This window comes from Flavobacterium aquidurense, assembly GCF_002217195.1.
GTDB lineage: Bacteria > Bacteroidota > Bacteroidia > Flavobacteriales > Flavobacteriaceae > Flavobacterium > Flavobacterium frigidimaris.
This window is the reverse complement of sequence record NZ_MUGR01000001.1, coordinates 260,802-283,785: the sequence shown is the minus strand read 5'-3', so window position 1 is coordinate 283,785 and position 22,984 is coordinate 260,802. Positions and strand designations below refer to the sequence as shown.

The following is a 22,984-nucleotide window of genomic DNA, read 5'->3' as shown; positions in this document are numbered from 1 at the left end:
ACGATGGCAGACTTAGGTATTCCGGACGATGGTGTGCACAAAAAAATATTAGAATCTCAGGCAGCTGGTACTACAACTTTCTTAGATACTACAGTTGAGTTTCAAAGAAAAATGATGCCATATTCTGACAAAGGAAATCTTGTTGCGGCCATCTTATTTTACGAAAACACTTTAAAATCTTTGCACGAGTTCAATGAATTGAACGAAATGTAATGAAGAAATAGAAATAAAAGCATAACAAAAATCCCATTTCAGTCGAAATGGGATTTTTGCTTTTATAGTAATTTTAGTTTATTGAGGTCCTGTTTATTGATTTTTTAGAGCTATATGTCCAGAACGTTAAGTTTAACAGCTTTACCATCTGATATTTGTTTTATTTTTATATTCAGTTTTTGCATATAAAATCCGAGTATCTTTGAGCATGATTAAAACAATGAATATTACCTGCTCTTCTTTATACAATTCAGCATTTTTATTCCACTACAACAAGTTATTATAAACAAAACATTATGAATTAGTCAATTATCATTACTAATTCAAATTTTCTATTAGGCTTTTATTAATTTACGCACTCCACCTTAACAACTGTAACATATAGTATATGACATTGATATCCAAAGAAAAATTTTCTGAAATTGCTGGTCTCTCTAAAATTCCTATTCCGGGATTACCTTCTTATTTAATGAAAGTAATGAAAATAAACAATTTAAATACGATTGTAAAAGAGGCAGGAAATCTCGAAGGTGCGGATTTTGCTAATCATGTCTTAAAGAAAATTGGTGTAGAAGTTCAGCTTGATGGCAAAGAATTATTGAATATTCCCAGTGAAGGAGCTTTTATAGTAGTTGCCAACCATCCTTATGGCGGTATCGAATCCCTGGCTTTATTAAGTACAATTGCAAAAGTACGTCCTGATACCATGTATATGGGGAATTTTTTACTGAAGAAAATTCCGAATCTTGAGAAATGTATTATTGCAGTAAATCCATTTGAAAATGTGCAGAACTCCGCGAGTATTACAGGACTAAAAATGACACTGAAAGCTCTTGCAGAAGGAACTCCTGTTGCCATATTTCCTGCCGGAGAAGTTTCGTCTTATAATTTTAAAACTAGTGAAATCACGGATCCGGAATGGCATCCTGTGGTGGGTAAAATCATAAGCAAAGCAAATGTGCCTATTTTACCTATATATTTTCACGGAAACAATGGTTTTTTCTTTAGTATGCTAAAGTCAATTCATCCCATGCTGCAGACTTCCAAACTAATCTCGGAACTTTTTAACAAGCAAGGGCATGTTTTAAAGATTACGATTGGAGAAAAGATCTTTTTGAATGAAGGAAAAGGCAAAGCTTTTGATCCTCTATTACTAAAAAATCTTAGAAGCAAGCTGTATGCGCTTAAAAATCAATTGCATAATTAATTCAGGTTGTAGCCTATTATGTATAGTCCTTATGTGACAATAGTACTGTTTTAAATTATTTACTGCCAATATATAATGGCTACGAGAAATAATCTTTTAGGATTTATCTAAAGTCTCTCATTAATTAATAGCATATAAATTTTATATTTCTATTTATAATTGGATAACAGCAAAAAAACTTTAGGTAGATTTATAAAAATCATCGCAAATAAAAAACCTTCAATATCATTCGAGTTGAAGGTTTTTTTATTTTATGGGAGTTAGAATAATTCCAGCTGATTGTTAGGGTTTGCAGGTTTGGTTTTGGGAGTTTTCGCGTCTCCAAAAATAGTCCTGCCGCCATATTTGTGCGATTCATCGCGTTCTCTTTGAATCAATGCATCAAAGTTATCATTGGGTGTAAAGCTTTCTTCTGCTTTTCTGGAAATTTCAGATAATTTCTGAATCGCTTGTATTTTATCACTATTACCAATTTTTGCCCTATTGATGGCTCTTTGCAAAGTATCGATTGTCTCATCATAGATTTTTACCGGAACAGGAAACGGATGTCCGTCTTTTCCGCCGTGTGCAAATGAAAAACGGGCAGGATCTTCGAATCTGGTAGGAGTGCCATAAATAATTTCGCTCACCAATGCCAATGATTGCAAAGCTCTTGGTCCCATTCCTTTTAAAAGTAATAATTCTTCAAAATCCTCCGGCTTATTTTCATGTGTTGCCCAAAGCATGGCACCGAGTCTTTTCATATTAACATCTTCCATTCTCACATCGTGATGCGCGGGCATCGAAAGATATTGCATTTCCTTGATGATTTTCGATGGTGATTCTTTTGATAATTCTAAGATACCTTCTCTTGATTTTGTCGCTGCGCCTGCAGTAAGATTCAAAATAGTCCCTTGATTCTCGCCGTATATAAAGGTATGAGGTTCATTTATAAAAGACTTTAAATCCTGCGAATGCCAATGATATCGCCGTGCTGTTTGAGAGTTGGGATTCATTCCTTGCTGAATAACGGCCCATTGCCCTTTATTATCGACAATAAAATTATGCTGGTACAATTGAAATCCGTCCTGAATGGCCGTATTGTCAACTTTGGCAGTAAGTCTGCTGCAATTGGCAAGATTGTTACCGTCAAGACCCGTTTTTTCGCCAACAAATAAAAGTTCCTGTGGCGTCAGGAGTGAATTCTTGCCTTTGCCTCCGCAAATGTAGATTCCGAGTTCTTTAGAATGTGGGTTGACTGATTTCTTTAATGCGCCAAGAACAGAAGTAGTAATTCCGGAAGAATGCCAGTCCATTCCCATTACAGTGCCAAAACTCTGAAACCAGAAAGGATTGCTTAGTTTGCTGATTACTTCAGCAGTAGAAAATTCCATGGCAATAGTTTCTACAATGGCAAGACCAAGTTTAGACATACGCTCGGCAAGCCATAAAGGGACATGCCCATAATGTAATGGAAGATCTGCAGTGCCGGAACGTTTCATCTGATAGGATTTAGATACAAAAATAAGTAAAAAAACTTGTAATCGTATGGTGCGATTCTACACTCTGAAAGTCTGGAAAACATCACAAAATTGAGCTCTCTTATGAGTTGAATTTTCTAGCCTGTTTTTTACTTCTCATGAGACTGTAATCGCAAACCCCATTTGTAGCATATTCTATTTTGAATTCGGCAAGAAGCTGCGTAATGATTTCCATTGTCTCGTTTTCGTCAAGTCCAATTTGTGCGCCCAGATCAATTGCATTATGGTGCCCGTTACTTTTTATTAAAACTTCCAGAAATTTATCTTTATCTCTCATTCTTTTTATTTTTTTCTGAAAGGTATACGTTATTTTTATAAAACGGTGTATTAGCTGTTTGCTCGTCATGCTCTTTAACTTTTACGTTTTGACATTTACAGGGAAAATGTTTTCGAATACTATCCTGCTTTTTGATGTAAGTCTCTCCTGATGTCTGTTTCTAAATTTACCATTTTAGAAATTGCGACCTCGTGTCTTTGCTGACAAAAGGCCTTTTGACAAAGAGCAAGGATTATTAAAACGATGTATAATAAAATTTTTGTTACCATGATTCAGGTTTGTTTGATGCTCAGTTAAAAGTTGTTATAAGGAGAGACTGTATATCATTACAAATGTTACGCTATAATTACTATTGGTTGTTCTTTAACCATTCTAAACGTCTTTGATCCGGAAGATGTGTAATTTTAAAATCTTCGAAAGTAGCCGTAAAGCCTTTTCCGTCTGGGCTTGCTGCCATCATACCCACCTGTACCGTTTTGTATTCCGGAAAATAGACCGTGTTGGTCATGGTGTAATTGATTCCGTCGACAGAATAAAAAATTTCTACAGCATCCAGTCGGCGTACCGCTTTCATCCATACACTTTTAGGCTTTTCTTTTAATCCCATAACACTCCATGAACTTTTATCGATCGTGTGTACCGTGCTGATATTATAGACACCGTCTACATATTCGACACCTGTTTTGATATAATTATTTTCATCTATTCGTAACATCAGGCAAACCTGGTCGAATCTGGTTTTATAAACCCCGCTCATTTTTACGACAGCTTCAAATTCGCCGCTTCTTTCGGTATAGCGAAATGGTCCGTCATATACTGTAAATCCGTAATGGCTTTTATTCCAGTAATCAGATTGAGGCGTAACCTGCATAATGAGTTTGTTGTCTTTTATTTCCCACTCAGCTGGCTCGTTAAGCCAGTTCATCGAATTTAATTTTTGAGCATTTGCTTTTACAGCCATAATGCCAATAAAGATTAAAACTAAGTGCATTCTTTTCATGATTTCTTAAATTTGAATTGTATTAATAATCTACAAAGTAGGTGATTCGTTATTTTTTGAACAATAGTTATTTATAACCATTTTGCGGTAGAACGAAATATTTTTCTATTTTTAACGCTCTCTATAGTAATTCAATACTATTAGAAAATAAACGAATTACTTTTATGAATCCCATCTCGAAATTAGAGGATAATTTTTCTTTTGAATGTATAGACGGTCCGGATGCGCGCAGACAATCGTTAGAGGAAGCTATTACGACACTCAAAGAATATGTAAAAATTGATCATTCCGTTGCGGTGCTGTCCAATCTGGCAGACAATAAAAGCTATATTTTTACAGGTGATTTTGGAAGGTTTTTCGAAATGGATATTTCGGGATATCTCACAATTGATTCTATTTGGGAAGAAGATATTTACCAGCGCATTCACCCTGAAGACCTTTTTGAGAGACATCTTTTAGAATTAGAGTTTTTTAATTTCCTGAAAACGGTAGCCCCGGAAGAAAGATTGAGTTACGCTACTAAATGTAAAATCAGAACCCTAAATGCTAAAAAGGAATACCAGCGTATTTTGCATCGCAGCTTTTATCTTAAAAACAGTTCAGAAGGAGGTTTGTGGCTTGCGGTTTGTCTGTACAATTATTTGTTTGAAAAACACGGAGCAGCAAGCGGTATTGATGGTAAAATTGTCAATACTAAAACTGGAGAAAGTTTTTATGTAGACACTTATATTAACTGTGTTAATTTATTGACACTGCGTGAGAAAGAAATTTTAATGTTAATTAGTAAAGGCGGAATCAGCAAAGGAATTGCTGATCAGCTCAATATAAGCATCAATACTGTAAACAGGCACAGACAGAATATACTAGAAAAACTTCAGGTCAATAATTCTATTGAAGCAGTGCGAACCGCTGAGGCTTTGAATTTATTGTAGGACAATTTAAATTTTCATTTTTAATTAATTGCTGATAATAATATTGCATGTATATGAGAAGTGTCTATAAAAACTTTTATTTTTGTTAGTAACAATACTACCAAAAACATTTTAATTTAGGGATGAAAAAAATTACGCACCACTACGGAGTAGAATTGGACTGGGTCGAACCTTTGGCTTCAGAACTTGAGGGAGAGGTTGAGGGCAATTTTATTTTAGTACCGGATCATATTCATAGCGGACAAAGATATTTTTTAAGTCTGGGACCGCACATCTCAGTGATGTATATAGATGTTGTATACAATTCAGAAATTCATTTAAGACAAGAAAACAATACAAATGATTTTGTTGGTCTTTATTACAACCTTACAGAAGGAGAAGCCGTTTTGTTATCAGATGACGTAGCGAATCCAATTGGGAGATGGAATTATAATTTAGCAATATTAGACAGTACTTTATATTCCGATTATATTGTTAAAGAAGGCAGTAAAACTTTTGCCCTTTGCATTTTTATAAAAAAGGCACTTATAAAAGAATATTTTCAAAACAATCCATCCTTAAAAGAACATGCTGATGAAATTCTTAATCCTGAGTTAAATACTATAGTTAAGTTTACCAGAATGAGCAATGACAGTTATAATCTCTTAGCGAATTTGCGAAGTCACGAAGTTGGAGGTACTGTTTTTGATCTTTATCTAAGAGGAACGGTTCAGAATTTATTAGCGGAGTATATCGAGAAAATGACCTATGAAGAGCTTGTGATTGATAAAATTAATGAAAATGATTTGTCGCAAATTATAAAGTCTCAATCTTACTTAATAGAAAACCTGACTCAACTGTTTCCGAGTATTGAATTTCTGGCGCAGCAAGCGGGTATGTCAGAATCTAAATATAAAAAACTGTTTAAAAAGATTACGGGAATGACACCCAATTCCTTCTTTTTGAACAATAAACTTGTAGAGGCAAAACGACTTTTGCAAGAAAGACAACTTAATATTACAGAGGTTTCTGATCGTTTAAGTTTTACCAATAGTTCTTATTTTGCTGTAAAGTTCAGAGAGTTTTTCGGAATGTCACCAAAAGATTTTGTTAAACAACTGGAATAATGAAAGAGGTAAGTCATGTATATTCGTTAACTTCTGAATGGCTATATGACAATGTCAAACAGCTTGGAGAAGGTGCGGAGGTAATTGACGGAAAACTAACAGTAATGCCGGAACTGGCGGAAGGTGGTTTTTATTTTTCACAGGTTTCGCCTGGTCTTTCGGTGGTACTTTTAGACTTAACTTTTGGCAAACCCATTCGTATAAGAAGACTTCGGTCAGATAATGATTTGTATATCATACATTATGACTTTAGCGACGAAATAAATCTAATTCATGTTGACGGGATAAAACACAGAATAGGGTACAAGGCGAATCTGGGATTAGGAGTTATAGATAATGCGATAGAAAACATTTTTCAGCCCATTGTCGGGGAGCGCATTTTTGCAATGCGTTTGCTGGTTAGTAAGGATTTGTTAACTAATTCGATTGCCAATACAAGTTTAAAAAATACGAATAAACGTAAAATAAAAGGCGATAAAAACACCTTGTTTTTTTATGATCATATCGATAGTGAAAGCAAAGTAATCATGCACGCGATAAAAAACAAATCTTTTTCAGATCCTGCATTCGAAATTTATTTACAGGGAGTTAGTTTAAGATTATTGGCCAACTTTATCGACAGATATTCTAATCTTGCCCAAATGCTCCATCATATACCTGAAAAAGAAGTTGAGACTTTGCAACTTACAAAGGAGTATATGCTCAAGAATTTACTTGACGGATTTCCCGGTGTCGATGTGCTGGCAGAGATGTCAGGAATGTCCGTTACAAAGTATAAGACCTTATTTAGAAAAATGTTTACAACGACTCCCAATCATTTTTTTATCAGGCAAAAAATGATTTTGGCAAACGAACTTCTTAAAAGCGAAAACTTTAATGAGCTTTCAGAGGTTGCGCGCAAATTAAATTACACAAAAATAAGTAAATTCTCTTCGGCCTATTCTCAGCAATTTGGAAGAAAACCAGCTGACGATTTTCTAAAGTCAGAGTTTTAAAACGGCACTAGTAATTCTTTTGATTACTGATTTTATTCAAACGTATTCAAATTCTTTCAGTCTTTATTTCTACTGTTAGTTTTAGTAATAAATCGTCCTTGGCCTTTTTACAATACCCTTTAAAAAAACCTTATTCTGGTGTTTATATGACGTAATCGGACTGAAAAAATACGTCTATTTGTATGTTGATTATTTAATTAAAAGTAAGGTCGGAAAATGCCTTCGGAGAATTTATCTGCAATTGTATTATAGCATGTTTTATTGAAATTATTTTGCTCTGGCAGTTTCACTAAAATTTCAAATTTAAAAATGAGTTTATGTTTATTCCCATCAATAACAAACCATTTTTTATATCTGACTTATTACTTTTTTTCTTTCTAAATAATTAACTCATAAAGGGGGACGAACAGACTATTGTTCCACTTTCTCATACTTTAATTTATAAAGATAGATTCCATTTATAGTGGAGTCGCAGGATTCTTGAAATCTTTTTCGAAAATCTTAATTAAACATTTAGAATGATGATTGAAATTAACCACACGTATTCTTTGTCCTCAGATTGGATAAAGGAACTGGCGGAACAATTTGGAGTAGAATTAATTGATAAAAAGTTACTGATTGCACCAAAAGAACTGGCTGAGGGGGGATTTTTTTTCACAACAATAACGCCCGGGCTTTCGGTGGTGCTTTTAGATATGACATTTAATGAAAGTATACATTTAAGGAGGCTTAAATCAGATAATAATTTGTTTATCATACATTATGATTTTAGCGACGAAATGAATCTCATCTGTATTGATGGTGTCAAACACAAAATAGGATATAAAGCCAATCTGGGATTGGGAGTTTTTGACAATGCGATCGAAAATGTTTTTCAGCCTGTAATTGGGGAACGTGTTTTTGCAATACGGTTAATTGTTAGTAAAGAACTATTAGGTACATCAATCGCCAATTTAGATTTAGAAAACATTGGGAAACGAAAAATAAGAAGTGATAAGAGTACACTGTTTTTTTACGATCATATCGATAGTAAAAGCAAGCTGATTATGCATGCCATAAAAAATAAATCATTCCTGGATCCTGCCTTTGAGATTTATCTTAACGGGGTAGGTCTGCGATTACTGGCCAAGTTTATTGACAGATACTCTAATCTTGCCCCAATACTTCATCGTATATCAGAGAAAGATGCTGAAACTTTAAATATGGTTAAGGATTATATGCTAAACAACTTGTTTGGCGCATTTCCAGGCGTGCCGTTTTTGGCTGAGATTTCCGGAATGTCAGTTACAAAGTTTAAGTTTTTATTTAAAAACATGTTTGAAACTACCCCAAAAAACTTTTTTTTGAGAGAAAAAATGATTTTAGCCAATGAACTTCTTAAAAGCGAGAATTTCTTTAAAGTATCAGATGTAGCACGGAAATTAAGTTACCCAAAGGCTAGTTTGTTTACTGTAGTTTATTTTCAACAATTGGGAAGAAAACCTTCTGAGGATTTTAAAAGTTCAAATTATTAAAACTGCAGTAAATCAATTATTTATAAATTAACAGCGGAGCAGTAATATGTATTAATATGTATTAATGTGATATTTGTCTGACCTGACAGGATTAAAAAAAGTTTACTTTGAATAAATGATGAATTGAAATTTTAACTGTAACCAGGGGATTTTTGCAAAAAAGTTTCTTATGATTTTATTTTCATACTGTTCAATCTACTAATTTACTATTCAATTGAGGTACAAATTCATTTTATAGTACTGAATTTTAATCAGAATAGCATTTGTCATAAAACTAAATTATGTCTTATTATGGTGTTTTTTTGACGTATTATGGATGTGATATTGTTTTCCTTTGCTTCATAATTATTCGCACTCTGTACTAATCTTACATACTGAGTTTCTTCGGGAATAGAAAGATGTGGGTTAGAAACATCAATAGCGAAAAACGAAAGAAGATATTTTATTGTTACAACAATGTAAAAATCAGAAAACAAAGATATCAGAAGTCAATTTATTGCCAAGCAATAAAGCTCATCCTTTTTGGATTGGGGGAAAAGGATGAGCAGACTTCTATCAAATGAAAATACAAATTAGAAAAGATATGAAAAAGAAAAAAGTACTTGTATATGACAGTCAGCATTGTTTTTCAAGATTTTTGAAGTATGAATTTAAAAAAGAATTTGCATTTGATGTTTACAAAAATTTTAAAAAATTCGACAATGTAATTGAGGATTACACTATAATGATGTTTGTTATTAATTCAGAAAAAGAATTATACGATCTTATGTTGATTTATAAAAGAGAAGTCCCACTCATCGTTTGCACATTTAATCAGGAAATAAAAGTAAAGCTGGAAATGATAGAAGATATTCTATTGTTTGATCTTACCAAAATAAAAACTGAAATGCGATCAGAATTAAAATCATATCTCAATAGTATATCGATCTGTGTACAAAGTGATAGAAAAGAAGAGGTTATGTGTTGAAACACCATAAATATAAGGCAAAAGAAAACTCTGTAGCCAGGTTGATTTATAAAAATATCAATTCGATTATAAAGTAAACTGAAATAATAAAATGAAATAAAAACTGTCCGAAAAATTAATTTTGGACAGTTTTTATTTTTTAACTTAGTATTCTTTTCTACAGAACCTATAATCAAGAATTGATACAAATCCCTTAATTCAATGCTTTTTTGACCTTTTTTAATAAAAAGAATGTGTTTATTTGTAGAAACAGCAATAATTAAACCTGATTAGAATGAAATTGAGGAGAAAACCAAAAATGACCTTAAAATACTTTTTCGAAAAAAACTTCAATAACGAACAATTATGGAAGTCTAAAATAGAAAATATAGAGCTGTTGGTAGAATTGGTAAATTTAATTCGTCCCAAAAAGCCAAAAAAAATAGCAGAAGTAGACCTCTCTCAACTGATTGATCTGCTTCAGGAAAACCCAAATTATCGTGATGGCCTGATGGATTGTATCAGCACGAATTTAGAAAATAAAAAGTTCAATAAAATTCTCTCTGATGCGGGAATCCTTCAGGATGCCAATTTCTTTTTTGAAGTGCGCAAGAGAATCTTTGCCAAACTAATTCCGGAACAGCCGGAAAAGGACACCTTGCAGTTTATCCTGAATCAGGTATTCTTTGTTAATACAGATTTATTATGGATCAGTAAAATACCTCAGGAGCAAATCCTCGCATTGTTTTCATTGTTAAAATTTCGCTCTATTTACGGAGTCAGGGATGAGAACTCCTCGTTTAACGAACTGGTTTTTGCCATGGAGGTTATTACATACCGTATCTGTGGATCTGCGATGGAAACCGATGTAATCCGAATGGTGCCTGAATATGAAAACCTGGAGAGTCCTTTTATTGCCTTTCAGCGTGAATTGTTGTTAATGAATGAGAAGCTGATGCAATCAGCAGATAATGCTATTAATGAAGATGATTTAGGCTACAAACAATTGATTATCCTGCACAAACAATGCACGGATTATATTGAAACAGCTTTTAAAAACAGTAATAAATTTGGAATTTCATTGCATGTCAACCAAAGCCTGTTGCGAATTCGCCAGCAGCTTAACCGCCTAAGATCATTATTGCCGCTTTTGATACAGGGTAACGAGGAAGATGCAAACAGAAACACCATTTACCTGTCTTATAAACTAATCAAATACAACTGTGACAAAAACAATATTCAGAAACTAATCAACGAGAGTACTCAGCTTTTATCTTATGAAATAACCCAGCATACCGCCAATACAGGAGAACATTATATCACAAACAGCCGTAAAGAATATTATAAAATGTTCTTCTCAGCAGCTGGTGGTGGTTTTATCGTTGGAATATTGTGTATCATCAAACTCTTATTAGGAAAAGTGCACGCCAGTGGCTTTGGGCATATGTTTTTGTACAGTATGAATTACTCCATCGGGTTCATCATCATTTATATCCTTGGGTTTACGCTGGCAACCAAGCAGCCCGCGATGACAGCTTCTGCACTGGTAAGAGCTTTACAGGAAGGTTTCAAACAAAAATCACAAGACAAAAAACAATACAAGTATAAAGAATTTGCTATCTTTTTTGCCAGAGTATTCCGCTCGCAGTTTATCGCCTTCGTAGGCAACGTAATTATCGCCTTTCCGGTTTCGTTACTTGGAGTCTGGGGTATTGATCAGATATTTCATTATAATATCGCACAGCAAAAATCAGCAGTTTTAATCAACGATCTGAACCCTATTTATTCTCCGGCGATTTTGCATGCTGCTATAGCAGGGGTTTTTCTGTTTTTGTCCGGAATTATTGCCGGTAGTATTGCCAATCGCGACAAACACAACCATATTTACTATCGTATTCAGGAACATCCGTTACTTAAAATGAGTTTAGGAAAAAAGTGGACTAAGAAACTGGCTTCACTGTATGAAAAAAAATGGGCAGGAATTATTTCCAATTTTTGGTTTGGTGTTTTTATGGGAAGTACCGTTTTTATTGGGATTTTCTTTGGATTAAATATTGATATCAGACACATTACTTTTGCCAGTGGTAACTTTGCAATGGGATTATATGGTGCCGGTCTTTATGTTACGAGAGATGTGTTTTTATGGTCAATTTTAGGAATTGGACTCATTGGTCTGGTCAATTTTATGGTAAGTTTTAGTTTATCACTCGGGCTTGCATTTCGTTCCAGAAACATTCCGCTTTCAGAGTTGCGACAAGTAGCAAAAGCGATCTTTAGATATTTTAGAAGCAAACCTTTGCATTTCTTTTTCCCGCCAAAGAACAGCGCTGTATCAGAATAATATTTACAACTTTCGTTTTTAAAAGGCACATTATATATAATCTTAATCAAGAGAAGAAATGTGCCTTTAATCACTAAATATTGGTAGAAGGTTTTATTTTAGATAAAAGGCACAAAATATAAATTGTTATTCCTATCAGATCATACAGTTTTAAAAATCTGTATATTTGGCTTTTAGATAGTGCTAAAAAAAACTTTTCTTCTATGGATTTCGATTATCAACTAATGTTCTTTTTTAGTGCTTTAGGAGCTTTTAATGGTCTTTTGTTAGCTGTTTATTTTGCGTTTTTTGCCCAAAAGAAACAATTTTCTAATTACTTTTTATCGCTATTATTACTTACATTAAGTATCAGGATCATTAAATCTGTATTTTTTTATTTTAATCCAAATTTGTCCGGGATTTTTATTCAGATTGGTCTTTCAGGCTGTATTCTCATAGGGCCTTTTCTTTATTTGTATTTTAAATATTGCGTCACAAACAGTGCGAAGAGATGGGAACTTCATATTTTTCCATTCCTTTTAAGCATTACCATTTTAGGAATTGTTTATCCTTATACTGAACACAGAGCGGTATGGAGCAGCTATATCGTGTGTGGTATTTATGTGCAATGGTTAATTTATATAATCGCTTCTTTTAAATTTATTAAACCCGCTTTTCTGAAAATTTTCCGGAAGAAAGAAAAACTAACCAGTATCGATATCTGGTTATTGAGTATTTTCGTTGGCGTAATTTTAATTTGGCTTGCCTATAATATTGCTTCTTATACCTCTTATATTGTTGGCGCCATTTCTTTTTCTTTTATTCTGTATCTGATGATATTGCTTTTTCTTTTAAAGATTAGAAAAAGTACTTCATTTTTTGAAGAAAAAGAAAAATATAAAAACAAAGAAATAGACGATTCGACCATCGAACAGATTACCCAAAAAATAAATATCGTAAAAGAGAAAGAACTCTTCCTAAATCCAAATCTGACACTTTCTGATACGGCCAAAGAATTAGAAATTTCCCAGCACAATTTATCCCAGTTTTTAAATAATAATTTAAACATATCCTTTTCGTTATTCATTAACGAGTTAAGAATCGAGAAAGCAAAAAAACTGCTGTCGCATCCAAATTTATATACTATCGAAGCTATAGGTTATGAAAGCGGTTTTAAATCGAAGTCTACTTTTTTTACTGCTTTCAAAAAAATCACCAGCCAGACCCCTTTAGAATATCAAAAAACAAAAAAATAAGTTCAGTATTATAAATCCGAACTGATCTGGGGCTTATTCAGACAGCGCCGCTTAGTGAATTTTGCATATTTGCTTGAAATTTTTAAAAGTAAAATATGCACAAATCATTCATCAATCGTTTATTATTTATTGTATTTATTTTAAGCAATACAGTAACTGCGCAGGTCAAATTTTCAGGTCAGGTAATCACTACTGAAAAGACCCCATTAGAGCATGCAGAAGTTATCCTTTTTTCAGAACAATCTATTCCGTTGGTCAATCGTCTGACAAACGATAAAGGCGGGTTTAGTATAGCATATCAAAAAGGGACCTACAAATTAGAAATTCGTCAATTCGGGGAAATTTTACATGCACAAAATATAGAATTGACTTCAGATTTTGATGCAGGCGAGATAATCGTTGATGTTGCGAACGTACTGGAAACGGTTGTGATTTCTAAAAAGAAAGAAGTAGTAGAAAGAAAAGTCGACAGGCTCGTTTTTAATCTTGAAAATAAGATTAGTGTGGCTGGTGGTGATGCACTTGATGCACTAAGAGTGACTCCCGGGCTGCAAGTTCGAAATGAAAGTATCACCATGATTGGCAAAAGCTCGATAAGAGTTTTGATAGATGGTAAAATGATTGAAGTTGGAGAAGAGGAACTGACTAATTTACTGCGGTCAATTCCTGCGGACAACATCAAAAATATCGAAGTAATCACAACTCCACCTGCCAAATATGAAGCGAGCGGAAGCAGCGGATTAATTAATATTAATCTGAAAAAAGCTAAAAAAGATTCCTGGAACCTTTCTTTAGGAAGCAGTTATTTGCGCCGGTCCGAAAAAGGAGAAGGGGCAATGACCAGTAATTTTATGTACAACAAAAATAAACTGGGACTGTCTTCTTCACTAAATTACAGAGATGGCGGTGAATCTTTTGATTATCAGGATGACGTCTATTTTCCGGATCAGTTATGGAAGACCGGACAGCAATTCAAAAGAAATTACAAAAGAATCAACGCCATCCTTGGACTCCAGTATTCGGTTACGCCCAAATGGGCTTTCGGTTTTCAGTACATTGGCAATTTTAATAAAACAATTGGCGATCGAAATACAAAATCTGATGTTTTTGAGAACAATGCAAGTACAAGTTTTAATGATGTCAAAGCCTTTACCACTTCTTACCAAAAACCGGAATTCAATTCGATAAACTGGTTTAATGAGATTAAACTTGATTCTGTTGGAAAGAAAATAGTTTTGAATCTGGATTATTTTAAATATTCAAATACGGATATAAGACCTTATGAAGGAACTTCGGAAATAATCAATCCGTTTGATTTACAGTATTTTAAAGGAATTAATAATAACAATCAGAAAACGAATAATTTTTCAGGTAAAATAGATGTCGATTTGCCTACGACATTGATAAACTGGAGCGTTGGCGGGAAAATTTCAGTTTCAAAGACCAAAAACGACATTTCTTCTTTCAATAGCGGATTAGTAGATGATTCGGTTACTGATCTTCCGCTAACCACTAATAAATTTGATTATAATGAGTACATTCAAGCCGCTTATGTTTCAGGAAATAAAAAATTTGAAAACAATATTGAAGTCCAATTTGGGACAAGGCTGGAAGCAACCCAGACAAAATCGTATGACGGAAGTTTGAAGCAGACAGTAAATAACAATTACACTAAATTTTTTCCCTCGATTAATATTTCCTATTCCCCTAAAGAAAATTCTACTTACAGATTGGGTTACAGCAAGAGAATCGGACGTCCTAATTTTATGGAATTAAATCCGAATATAACCTATGTTAATCCGTTTCTAACCGTTGAAGGCAATCCTTTTTTGAGGCCTTATTTTATAGATAATTTCGAATTAATTTATTCCTATAAAAAACTCGAAAGCAAGCTTTATTACAGTATCGAAAACAATATGTACAATCAGATTGGCCTGCCGGATTCTACTACGTATCTCGTTCGCCTCACCAATAGAAATATGTTTAATATAAAAAGATACGGCATCTCAGAACTTTATATTTTCGATAAATACAACTGGTGGACGAGTAACAATACGTTTGTTTTGAATTATCTGACTTCTGAAACAATTGATATACCTGCAGAAGGTGTAGATGGTTTTTATTCGACCTTTTCAACGAATAATGACTTTGTTCTGAATACAGCCAAAACCTTGCTTTTTAATTTGAATTTTACGTTTATGCCAGTTGGAACGTATGGAGTCAACAGGCTCGAATCATCGAGTTCGACTTCATTGTCCGTTCAATATTTATTGTTGAACAAAGACCTGAAAATTACCCTGAGAGCAAATGATGTTTTCAGAACAGACCAAATGAGGTTCAATTCAATGGTGAACGGGGTTTATCGTGATTCTAATTATTATTTTGACTCCAGATCGGTACAATTGGCTTTGAATTATAAGTTTGGAAACAAAAATGTAAATATTGGAAAAAGAGAAACCGGTAATGCAGATGAAAGGGTAAGGACAGGAAATTAATTGATGAATTCAGCGTCTGAAATTAAAATTATTTGAGGCTGATACATTCATACAATAATCTGAACGCTTTTAAATCTGGTAAAATTAAGAAGTCTCCAAAGTCATTTGATTTTGGAGATCTTGGTTTACAGGCAGAATAACATTTGGTTCCTTCATTCAGTTTAGGATTAATTAATCTTAGTCATTTCCTGCTTTTAGGTATTCTTTGGAGATTTTTACCTGAATGAGATTCCCCAGATAGACAGAGCGCTGATAATTTTTGTCGCTGCCGGAAACCACTTTCTGATAAAGGACATTTCGCATTTTTCTAAATCGGGGAAAAAAATAAGGCATTCGGATTTTAGAAATCTGAAGTCTTTCACAAGTTTCCTTATCCACCAGAAACCAGACAAAACTGGTGTGCAGGTAGTTGAGGAAGTTTTTCTGATACGCTTTTTGGAATATATTAGAGACCAAAGATTCATTTTCCAACGCTTTTGCGAGCATTACAGAATCCTCGTCGGCAGCAGCCTGAGAGGCGGTCCATCGATAAAATATTTCGGTAGCTTCTTTTTTATTATTTGGGAGATAGGCTACAGGAATGCCAAGCAGATACCCGATATATTTCCAAAGATGAAAAACACCGAGTTCCTCTTTTTCCGAGATGGTAAGACCCAATTGATGAAGTCCGTGAAGGAATATAAGACTGAACCCTATGCTGGTAGCCACCATATCAGCAAAATTAATAGGTTCCCCCCAGGTTTCTTTATCCCAGGCAGGATGTTTTTCTTTGATCATTATTCTTGAAAAAGAATGTATCATTCGGGTTCTGAAAGCATACTGATAGCCGTCATGATTTATTTCTAATGCATTGCTGCGCGTTACCTGCGTCCAGAAATCCAGTGTATCAGTTATTCTTTTTGCAGCGCCTTTTTTTAGTGCTCCGGTATACACCAGTGCTTTATTGAGATAGGCATAATCATATCCGCCCATAAGGCTGTAATCCCGAAGACAAATCAGTGCATTTGTTCCGCTGCGCATAGAGAGATCACTACCTGCCGCAATAAGGCTTTTGTCTAACCATAATGGAACTTCCTGCATTTGAAGCATCAGTTCTTTGATGCTTTCCGGCAACACATCATCTTTGGTAATAGCCGTTTGAGACAATTGCTGAAGATAGGAGTAGGCCTGTTGGAAGTTTTTATCTGCAAAAATTTCTTTGGCAGCCCGATCTCCCAAAACATCATACTCCGCTTTCATTGTTTGGTAGTAATCAGGATTATCAGTATTAATTATTGCTCCGGACCAAATGATAAGCTGATTTCCGTTCCCTTTTTCCCAAAATGTCTTAATACGCTGATCCATATCCAAATTAATTAAACAGACAGGTATATGTTAACTGTCATATTGTTTAACCTAAAATACGAAAAAATAAAATTGAATGGTGATTTTAAATCACTTTTGCTTTCTTTAATGAAGAAGATAAGCCTTTTAAACTGGTATTAATAATAAGAAAATGGTACTTTGTTTATTCATAAAACTTAACCTTTCCTGTTTCTACATCATAAAGAGCACCAACTATTTTGATCTGTTCTTTTTGCTCTAATTCGGCTATAATTGGACTTTCTTTTCTTACTCTTTCGATAGTCAGATGTACATTGATTTCGGTAACATTTTTTACAAAATTGGCATTAGAACCGTCTCTGTTTTCTTTTGTAGCGGTTTCGTTTACAATAGCGGGCTTTATTTTATTGAGCAGAGTGGTTAAATTCCCCATTTCAATGTGATTGCAGGCTCCGGTGATAGCACCGCAATTGGTATGTCCAAGAATTACTAAAACTCTGGTGCCCACTATTTTTGTAGCATATTCCATACTGCCCAGAATATCCTCGTTCAGGATATTTCCGGCGATACGAATACTAAAAACATCACCCAATCCCTGATCAAAAATAAGCTCTGCAGAAGTTCTGCTGTCAATACAGCTTAAAATAGTTGCAAAAGGAAACTGTCCGCCGGATGTTTCATTTACCTGCTGTAATAAATTGCGGTTTGCCTTTAGATTGTTTACAAATCTTTCGTTGCCCGCTTTTAAAATTTCAAGGGCAGATGTTGGCGTTAAGCTGCCTTGAGTTTCTTTTGAATGTGTATACATAATTTTTAGGATCTTATTTTTATATCAGTAGTGTTGAGAATTTAGAATATAAAATTACAAATTTAAAATTACGAGCCAATTGAAACAGAACATAGAAATTCTTTCTATAATAAGATTTAATAGGCAAGGGCAGCTTACTTGTTTAATAAAAAGTCACCATAGAAATCAGGAATCGCACTATTATAAATTTGCTGTGCAACTTCTTGTATGTCGTAATCTACCTTTATGATTTCTGCCGTAATTTCTTTTTCGGTTATAGTCAATAGGCAGTAGGTGGCTTTTCTGTCCCGTTCCCTGCTTCTACCTACAGAACCGGAATTGACAAATAATACACCTGAATGCTTTTGCTGATAAGAAAGATGTGTGTGTCCCATGATGATGGCCTCTATACCTTTATCTTTTAATTTTTGCGCTATGTCATTTTTCGAATCTGCTTCATAAATGTACGTATCATTGCTCAACAGACCTGCATGCACAAGAAGTATCTTTTTTGTTACCTCATTGATCTTGTAAGTAAGTTCTAAATTATAAGGCAATCCGGCCAGCCACTTTTTATTTTCAGAAGTAATTTCTGCTTTACTGTGGTTGATCGCAACAAACCGGTTGGCCGTTTCTTGCTGATCATGATGCGCTAAGGGTACAACAGGATGATCAGAAGCGATTCTTTCGTCATGGTTTCCCAAGAGGCAGGGAATTCCTTTATTTTTAATTTTTTCGATTACCTCATTTCCCCACGGAGCAAAATCAACCAGGTCGCCAAGGCAATACGTCTGGTATATTGATCTGTTTTCTATGTCTTTTAATACCTCATTTAAAGCGATCACATTCGCGTGAATATCGCTTATTATTGCAATCTGTATCATTTATTTTAATTTTTTATAATTGCCTTCATTCTAAAGTTTGTTCTTACTCGAAAGCCATACAATAATAGCCGCAATGCCACTCCACAATAACATTTGCAGCAATGCAAAATGCCAGCCTCCCAAAGTCCAGCTAATTAATCCGAAAAAGGTTCCTATTCCTGCACCAATGAAATAGGCAGTCATATAGATCGTATTCAAACGACTGTGAGCTTCTTCGTCTAGAGCATAAATTCTTGTAAAGTTGGTGATCTGAGTGGCCTGAACACCAATATCCAGAAAGAAGATCGCGACAATCAATACCCCAACAGATTCAGGAAAAAGCAGCATGGCAATAATACTTGCAATGATAAGACCAATAGTGAGCGCCAGGTTTTTGAAAACCTGTCCTTTGTCGGCTAATTTTCCAAAATAAGGAGCTACTAATGCGCCGCCAATTGCGATGATTCCGAAAAGGCCAATAGCTGATGACGGATATTTAAACGGCGCGCCGCTTAAATGAAATGTCAGAGTGGTCCAGAACGAGCAGAATATTCCAAAAGAAAAAGCACCCAGTAATGCTGCCTGTCTTAATGTTTTATACTGTTTCACCAATTGCAGGGTAGAACGTAAGAGGTTGAGATAACTGCCTTTAAATTTTACAGGAACTTCAGGCAGAAAAGACGATAATAAAAAAATACTGAGCAGAACAAGAGAAGCAGAGAACCAAAAAACACTTTGCCATCCCCAAATATCCGTTAGCCAGCCGCTGATCAGGCGTGATCCGAGAATCCCACATAAAATTCCGCTAAAAACAATGCCTACATTTTTGCCGCGATTTTCTTTATTTAGAGAAGCGGCCATAGGAAGAATAATTTGTGCGGGAGTAGAAAAAATACCGGCAAAGAAACTAAGCACCATTAAGGTCTCTAGATGAGTGGTATTGGCTATGAGTACCAGCGTAACGATTAACAAAAGACATATTGCAATAATTAATCGTTTTCTATTCATTTTATCTCCCAACGGCAACAGAAAAAACATACCTACGCCATAACCCATCTGAGCAAGCATCGCGATTTTGCCAACGGCACTTTCCGGTTTGTTTAGTGCTCCGGCAATATTTTGAAGAATAGGCTGACTGTAATAAACATTTGCAACAATGGTGCCTGCTGAAAAAGCCATAACAGGAATGGCATATTTAGTTTTATCGTTAATTAACATATTTTATTCGGCTATAAGTTAGGCAAACTTAGGAAGTTGAAAATGTATAAAATGGTATAATCCGATAAATAATTGGTATATTTTGTCGACATTTGCACCATGAAATTAGTTCAGTTTGAGCCACTCTTTATAAGGTCCTTTAGCACGTCAGTATGGCCTTTTCCGCTGCACAATCACAATCATTATGAATTGATGTTTGTCGCAGGAGGAAGCGGTACGCACGAACTCAATAAGATAAGCACGGACTATTCAGGAGAAACCGTATTTTTTCTGGCTCCTGAAGACAATCATGATTTTAATATTGCAGAAGAATGTCAGTTTAGCGTTATCAAATTCCTGCCCAGTGTGCTAAAAGCAGGTATAAATTCAAGTACTACTGATTATTGGGACAACCTGTTAACCAGTTTGTCCAGAAAATGGAACTTATCTGCTGATGAAATCAATAATGATGCGCCATTTTTAAAGAAAGTGAGTAGTATTATGGAAGTCATGATTGCTGAATGGCAGGAGAACAATCAGCAGGTAACAGAAATTCATACGAATCTTTTGAGAAGCCTTTTGTTGCTGATAGACAGCAGCACTAAGAATGTTAATGATACTACGGCGCAATACGGCGTAACACAGATCGAGAGGTTGCAAAATTACATTCATTCACACATTCATTTTCCGGAAAAACTAAGTGTAAAAAATTTAAGTGTAACTTTTGGGCTTTCAGAATCTGGTCTGAGAAGTATTTTTAGAAAGGGAATGGAAATGTCGCTTGGAATTTATATCAGCTCGCTGAGGATAGAAATGATTAAAAACAGAATAAGGAACAGTGAAAGCTCCTTATCTGAAATTGCACTGGAATTTGGTTTTACTGATCCAAGCCATTTTAATAAATTTTTTCAAAAACATACTGCTGTGAATCCGTTGCGTTACAGGAAAGATAATAAAACAAAGAATGAAGTATAACAAGTGAATTGGATGCCTTTTTTGAAACAGACAATGCTTAATAACGCTATAAAGCGCAAAAAAAACTCCAAAGTCATATGATTTTGGAAGTTTTTTTAAGTTGAAAGCTTATTTTTTTTTAATTTAGTAGTGCTTAGTTTGCCAGCAGTAGTTATCGAATACCATCTGTACGGATCAATACTTAACTACAATTGTACTTATTTCTTTTATTTTGAAGGTTTTTAGAAAATTATTTATTCTGAAGTAAGAATTTTAATTAAAAGCAAGTGATTCTATTTGTAATCCAGTGCAAAAAGTTCACTTTTTTTTGCCCCAATAATTTTTACCAATTTATCAAGTTTAGATAACTTTAAATCTACATGTTCTGTTTCAATTTTACTGTATTGACTTAAAGACATCTCCATCTGAATAGCAACATATTCTTTACTTAACTTATTTCGTTCTCTAATTTCCTTAATTTTTAGACCAACCATAATTACTTAAAATGAATTAAAAAATTAATACTTAAATCATTGTCTATAACAACTTAGAGCAAATCTATTTATTAAAAATATTACCAAAAAGTACTCCTGTAAAGTACTTTGTTTTAAATTAAAAATTTCAAATTTTTAACGTGTTTGTCAAAATTGAAAATTGTTAATTAAAAGGATAAAAATCAGTTTTTAAAGTTATAAAAAAAAAGTTTATGATAGCGAAAAACAAATAATTGATTTACAGTATTTTATTTGATTGCTTTTCAAAAAATAATAACATTCAAAAGTCATTATATTATCAAAATATTAACGGCGTATCGATTTACGTTTAAATATATATTTTTTAAATTTACACCATCATCTAATTACATTTTTTTGTGGAAATCCATCTGATTCTTCTTTTATTTATTGCTGGAATATTTGGAACAACAGTTTCATCGATTATATTAAAAAATTATAAATCCAACCAAGCCATAAATATTTATTTTATATTATTTATGATGGTGATCTCTTTCACTCAATTGGGAATGGGATTAAATCTTCTTTTTTTCAAAAAGGCGATACTTACTAATTTTTATTTTGAGTCGAGTATTTCAGTATTAATATTGCCAATAATTTATCTCTATTTTAAGAGCTTGTCTAATAAGAAAAGCAGGGTAGCAGCCAGTAGCATTGTATTGCACAGTATCTTTCCGGTACTATATTTTCTGGTGGTTCTGTTCAAAAACTGTCTTGGGAACAAAACATCTCATTTTTGTTTTGGTAATACAATATACTACTTTTTCAGCGCATTTGTAGTGACTTATATTTATCTGTGTTCTGTGATTGTATATCGAAATATATGGGGTAAAAAACGGGATAATCACAATCAGTTTAGAAGTACACTGATGTCGAAATGGACAAAATTTGTTTATCTCGAAATCATCATAATAGCTTTTGCGCCACTGATACTGTATTGGTTCAAGGATCTGAAAGAAACAGATTCGATATACCAGCCGGTAAGTTGCGCAATACTCTTAATAATGTGTTGCAAAATAGTCTGCTGCCCTGAGATATTCTACGGATATACACATCTGAAAAGTAAAATCAACGAAGACGGGGATACTCCTTTAAAATTCAATTCGATTTGGATTCTTTCTACTACAAATGTTCCGCATAACCTCCAGGACCAGATTCTAAAAGGGAAAATTGATATCAGCTTATCAGAATATATCAGTCAGATTGAATTTCTTATTCTTAATAATGATCTTTTTTTTCGATCGGATATAAAAATAGAACATTTATCAAATGAACTAAAAATTCCAAAAAGCCATTTAAATTACATCTTCAAGTACCATTCGAAAGTTACTTTTATAGAATTCAAAAAAATAATAAAAATACACTATGCCACTATCCTGATAAAAAATAATTATCTGCAAACCAACACACTTAATTATTTAAGCAAAGAAGTAGGATTTGCTTCTTATGATCCATTTTACAGAAGTTTCAAAAAACACACCGGCAATACACCTTTAGATTATCATAACTTATTGAGAGCTAATAAATAGAAAGGCTTTAGGTTCAGAATATTAGTATCTCTTTTTTT

Annotated in this window: 19 protein-coding genes and 1 pseudogene; 12 read left to right on the top strand and 8 right to left on the bottom strand. The window is 33.9% G+C overall.

Annotated elements, in window-relative coordinates:
* A pseudogene (locus B0A67_RS25130) lies at window positions 1–213 on the top strand (hypothetical protein); the annotation flags it as partial.
* A gap of 388 nt (window positions 214–601) precedes the next feature.
* Window positions 602–1,420, top strand: a complete 819-nt coding sequence (locus B0A67_RS01205; protein ID WP_072953795.1) for a 1-acyl-sn-glycerol-3-phosphate acyltransferase — start codon at window positions 602–604, stop codon at window positions 1,418–1,420.
* A 260-nt stretch (window positions 1,421–1,680) separates the two neighbouring features.
* On the opposite strand, the gene B0A67_RS01200 is transcribed toward B0A67_RS01205, so the two are convergent.
* The 3 genes from B0A67_RS01200 to B0A67_RS01190 form a co-directional block, all read right to left on the bottom strand.
* On the bottom strand, window positions 1,681–2,901 hold the full coding sequence (locus B0A67_RS01200; protein WP_072953794.1) for a DUF763 domain-containing protein: 1,221 nt from the start codon (window positions 2,899–2,901) through the stop codon (window positions 1,681–1,683).
* Between the two features lie 100 nt (window positions 2,902–3,001).
* Window positions 3,002–3,217: a hypothetical protein gene (locus B0A67_RS01195; RefSeq protein ID WP_072954237.1), complete on the bottom strand. Its 216-nt coding sequence runs from the start codon at window positions 3,215–3,217 to the stop codon at window positions 3,002–3,004.
* A 349-nt stretch (window positions 3,218–3,566) separates the two neighbouring features.
* The gene (locus B0A67_RS01190) at window positions 3,567–4,217 is read right to left on the bottom strand and encodes a DUF1349 domain-containing protein (RefSeq protein ID WP_072953792.1); all 651 of its coding nucleotides are present in this window, start codon (window positions 4,215–4,217) and stop codon (window positions 3,567–3,569) included.
* 164 nt (window positions 4,218–4,381) lie between these two features.
* Here B0A67_RS01190 and B0A67_RS01185 point away from each other — a divergent pair, with 164 nt between their 5' ends.
* The 8 genes from B0A67_RS01185 (at window position 4,382) to B0A67_RS01150 (ending at window position 15,781) form a co-directional block, all read left to right on the top strand.
* Window positions 4,382–5,149 (top strand): response regulator transcription factor, encoded by a 768-nt coding sequence (locus B0A67_RS01185; protein ID WP_084074410.1) that lies wholly within the window; start codon window positions 4,382–4,384, stop codon window positions 5,147–5,149.
* A gap of 122 nt (window positions 5,150–5,271) precedes the next feature.
* Entirely contained in the window at window positions 5,272–6,255 is a 984-nt protein-coding gene (locus B0A67_RS01180; RefSeq protein ID WP_072953788.1) for a helix-turn-helix transcriptional regulator, read from the top strand.
* A complete protein-coding gene (locus B0A67_RS01175; RefSeq protein WP_072953786.1) occupies window positions 6,255–7,250 on the top strand; it encodes a helix-turn-helix domain-containing protein in 996 nt (331 codons plus the stop codon). Before B0A67_RS01180 ends, B0A67_RS01175 begins: the two co-directional genes overlap by 1 nt.
* Before the next feature lie 518 nt (window positions 7,251–7,768).
* A complete protein-coding gene (locus tag B0A67_RS01170) occupies window positions 7,769–8,764 on the top strand; it encodes a helix-turn-helix transcriptional regulator (RefSeq protein WP_072953785.1) in 996 nt (331 codons plus the stop codon).
* A gap of 583 nt (window positions 8,765–9,347) precedes the next feature.
* Window positions 9,348–9,731: a hypothetical protein gene (locus B0A67_RS01165; RefSeq protein ID WP_123887320.1), complete on the top strand. Its 384-nt coding sequence runs from the start codon at window positions 9,348–9,350 to the stop codon at window positions 9,729–9,731.
* Between the two features lie 274 nt (window positions 9,732–10,005).
* Window positions 10,006–12,051, top strand: a complete 2,046-nt coding sequence (locus B0A67_RS01160) for a site-specific recombinase (protein ID WP_084074409.1) — start codon at window positions 10,006–10,008, stop codon at window positions 12,049–12,051.
* 203 nt (window positions 12,052–12,254) lie between these two features.
* Window positions 12,255–13,286 carry a helix-turn-helix domain-containing protein gene (locus B0A67_RS01155; protein ID WP_072953781.1) on the top strand — a complete coding sequence of 344 codons (1,032 nt, stop codon included), beginning with the start codon at window positions 12,255–12,257 and terminating at the stop codon, window positions 13,284–13,286.
* Window positions 13,287–13,381: 95 nt separating this feature from the next.
* Entirely contained in the window at window positions 13,382–15,781 is a 2,400-nt protein-coding gene (locus B0A67_RS01150; RefSeq protein ID WP_072953776.1) for a TonB-dependent receptor, read from the top strand.
* Between the two features lie 177 nt (window positions 15,782–15,958).
* Here B0A67_RS01150 and B0A67_RS01145 read toward each other — a convergent pair whose 3' ends face one another.
* From B0A67_RS01145 to B0A67_RS01130, 4 genes are all read right to left on the bottom strand, one after another.
* Window positions 15,959–17,125 (bottom strand): oxygenase MpaB family protein, encoded by a 1,167-nt coding sequence (locus B0A67_RS01145; RefSeq protein ID WP_072953774.1) that lies wholly within the window; start codon window positions 17,123–17,125, stop codon window positions 15,959–15,961.
* Window positions 17,126–17,288: 163 nt separating this feature from the next.
* Window positions 17,289–17,912: a carbonic anhydrase family protein gene (locus B0A67_RS01140; protein WP_072953771.1), complete on the bottom strand. Its 624-nt coding sequence runs from the start codon at window positions 17,910–17,912 to the stop codon at window positions 17,289–17,291.
* Window positions 17,913–18,046: 134 nt separating this feature from the next.
* On the bottom strand, window positions 18,047–18,775 hold the full coding sequence (locus B0A67_RS01135) for a metallophosphoesterase family protein (RefSeq protein ID WP_072953769.1): 729 nt from the start codon (window positions 18,773–18,775) through the stop codon (window positions 18,047–18,049).
* 30 nt (window positions 18,776–18,805) lie between these two features.
* Window positions 18,806–19,972, bottom strand: a complete 1,167-nt coding sequence (locus B0A67_RS01130; protein ID WP_072953767.1) for an MFS transporter — start codon at window positions 19,970–19,972, stop codon at window positions 18,806–18,808.
* A 99-nt stretch (window positions 19,973–20,071) separates the two neighbouring features.
* On the opposite strand from B0A67_RS01130, the gene B0A67_RS01125 reads away from it, so the two are divergent.
* Complete coding sequence (locus tag B0A67_RS01125) at window positions 20,072–20,926, top strand: AraC family transcriptional regulator (RefSeq protein WP_072953765.1); 855 nt, start codon at window positions 20,072–20,074, stop codon at window positions 20,924–20,926.
* Between the two features lie 272 nt (window positions 20,927–21,198).
* On the opposite strand, the gene B0A67_RS01120 is transcribed toward B0A67_RS01125, so the two are convergent.
* Complete coding sequence (locus B0A67_RS01120) at window positions 21,199–21,399, bottom strand: helix-turn-helix domain-containing protein (protein ID WP_072953763.1); 201 nt, start codon at window positions 21,397–21,399, stop codon at window positions 21,199–21,201.
* Window positions 21,400–22,286: 887 nt separating this feature from the next.
* On the opposite strand from B0A67_RS01120, the gene B0A67_RS24865 reads away from it, so the two are divergent.
* The gene (locus tag B0A67_RS24865; RefSeq protein ID WP_207557289.1) at window positions 22,287–22,946 is read left to right on the top strand and encodes a helix-turn-helix domain-containing protein; all 660 of its coding nucleotides are present in this window, start codon (window positions 22,287–22,289) and stop codon (window positions 22,944–22,946) included.
* The last annotated feature ends 38 nt before the right edge of the window (window positions 22,947–22,984 follow it).

Excerpts from the sequence above, each read along its gene's own strand:
- B0A67_RS01205 (WP_072953795.1), top strand. The coding sequence starts at position 602 with ATGACATTGATATCCAAAGAAAAATTTTCTGAAATTGCTGGTCTCTCT.
- B0A67_RS01200 (WP_072953794.1), bottom strand. The coding sequence starts at position 2,901 with ATGAAACGTTCCGGCACTGCAGATCTTCCATTACATTATGGGCATGTC.
- B0A67_RS01195 (WP_072954237.1), bottom strand. The coding sequence starts at position 3,217 with ATGAGAGATAAAGATAAATTTCTGGAAGTTTTAATAAAAAGTAACGGG.
- B0A67_RS01190 (WP_072953792.1), bottom strand. The coding sequence starts at position 4,217 with ATGAAAAGAATGCACTTAGTTTTAATCTTTATTGGCATTATGGCTGTA.
- B0A67_RS01185 (WP_084074410.1), top strand. The coding sequence starts at position 4,382 with ATGAATCCCATCTCGAAATTAGAGGATAATTTTTCTTTTGAATGTATA.
- B0A67_RS01180 (WP_072953788.1), top strand. The coding sequence starts at position 5,272 with ATGAAAAAAATTACGCACCACTACGGAGTAGAATTGGACTGGGTCGAA.
- B0A67_RS01175 (WP_072953786.1), top strand. The coding sequence starts at position 6,255 with ATGAAAGAGGTAAGTCATGTATATTCGTTAACTTCTGAATGGCTATAT.
- B0A67_RS01170 (WP_072953785.1), top strand. The coding sequence starts at position 7,769 with ATGATGATTGAAATTAACCACACGTATTCTTTGTCCTCAGATTGGATA.
- B0A67_RS01165 (WP_123887320.1), top strand. The coding sequence starts at position 9,348 with ATGAAAAAGAAAAAAGTACTTGTATATGACAGTCAGCATTGTTTTTCA.
- B0A67_RS01160 (WP_084074409.1), top strand. The coding sequence starts at position 10,006 with ATGAAATTGAGGAGAAAACCAAAAATGACCTTAAAATACTTTTTCGAA.
- B0A67_RS01155 (WP_072953781.1), top strand. The coding sequence starts at position 12,255 with ATGGATTTCGATTATCAACTAATGTTCTTTTTTAGTGCTTTAGGAGCT.
- B0A67_RS01150 (WP_072953776.1), top strand. The coding sequence starts at position 13,382 with ATGCACAAATCATTCATCAATCGTTTATTATTTATTGTATTTATTTTA.
- B0A67_RS01145 (WP_072953774.1), bottom strand. The coding sequence starts at position 17,125 with ATGGATCAGCGTATTAAGACATTTTGGGAAAAAGGGAACGGAAATCAG.
- B0A67_RS01140 (WP_072953771.1), bottom strand. The coding sequence starts at position 17,912 with ATGTATACACATTCAAAAGAAACTCAAGGCAGCTTAACGCCAACATCT.
- B0A67_RS01135 (WP_072953769.1), bottom strand. The coding sequence starts at position 18,775 with ATGATACAGATTGCAATAATAAGCGATATTCACGCGAATGTGATCGCT.
- B0A67_RS01130 (WP_072953767.1), bottom strand. The coding sequence starts at position 19,972 with ATGTTAATTAACGATAAAACTAAATATGCCATTCCTGTTATGGCTTTT.
- B0A67_RS01125 (WP_072953765.1), top strand. The coding sequence starts at position 20,072 with ATGAAATTAGTTCAGTTTGAGCCACTCTTTATAAGGTCCTTTAGCACG.
- B0A67_RS01120 (WP_072953763.1), bottom strand. The coding sequence starts at position 21,399 with ATGGTTGGTCTAAAAATTAAGGAAATTAGAGAACGAAATAAGTTAAGT.
- B0A67_RS24865 (WP_207557289.1), top strand. The coding sequence starts at position 22,287 with ATGTCGAAATGGACAAAATTTGTTTATCTCGAAATCATCATAATAGCT.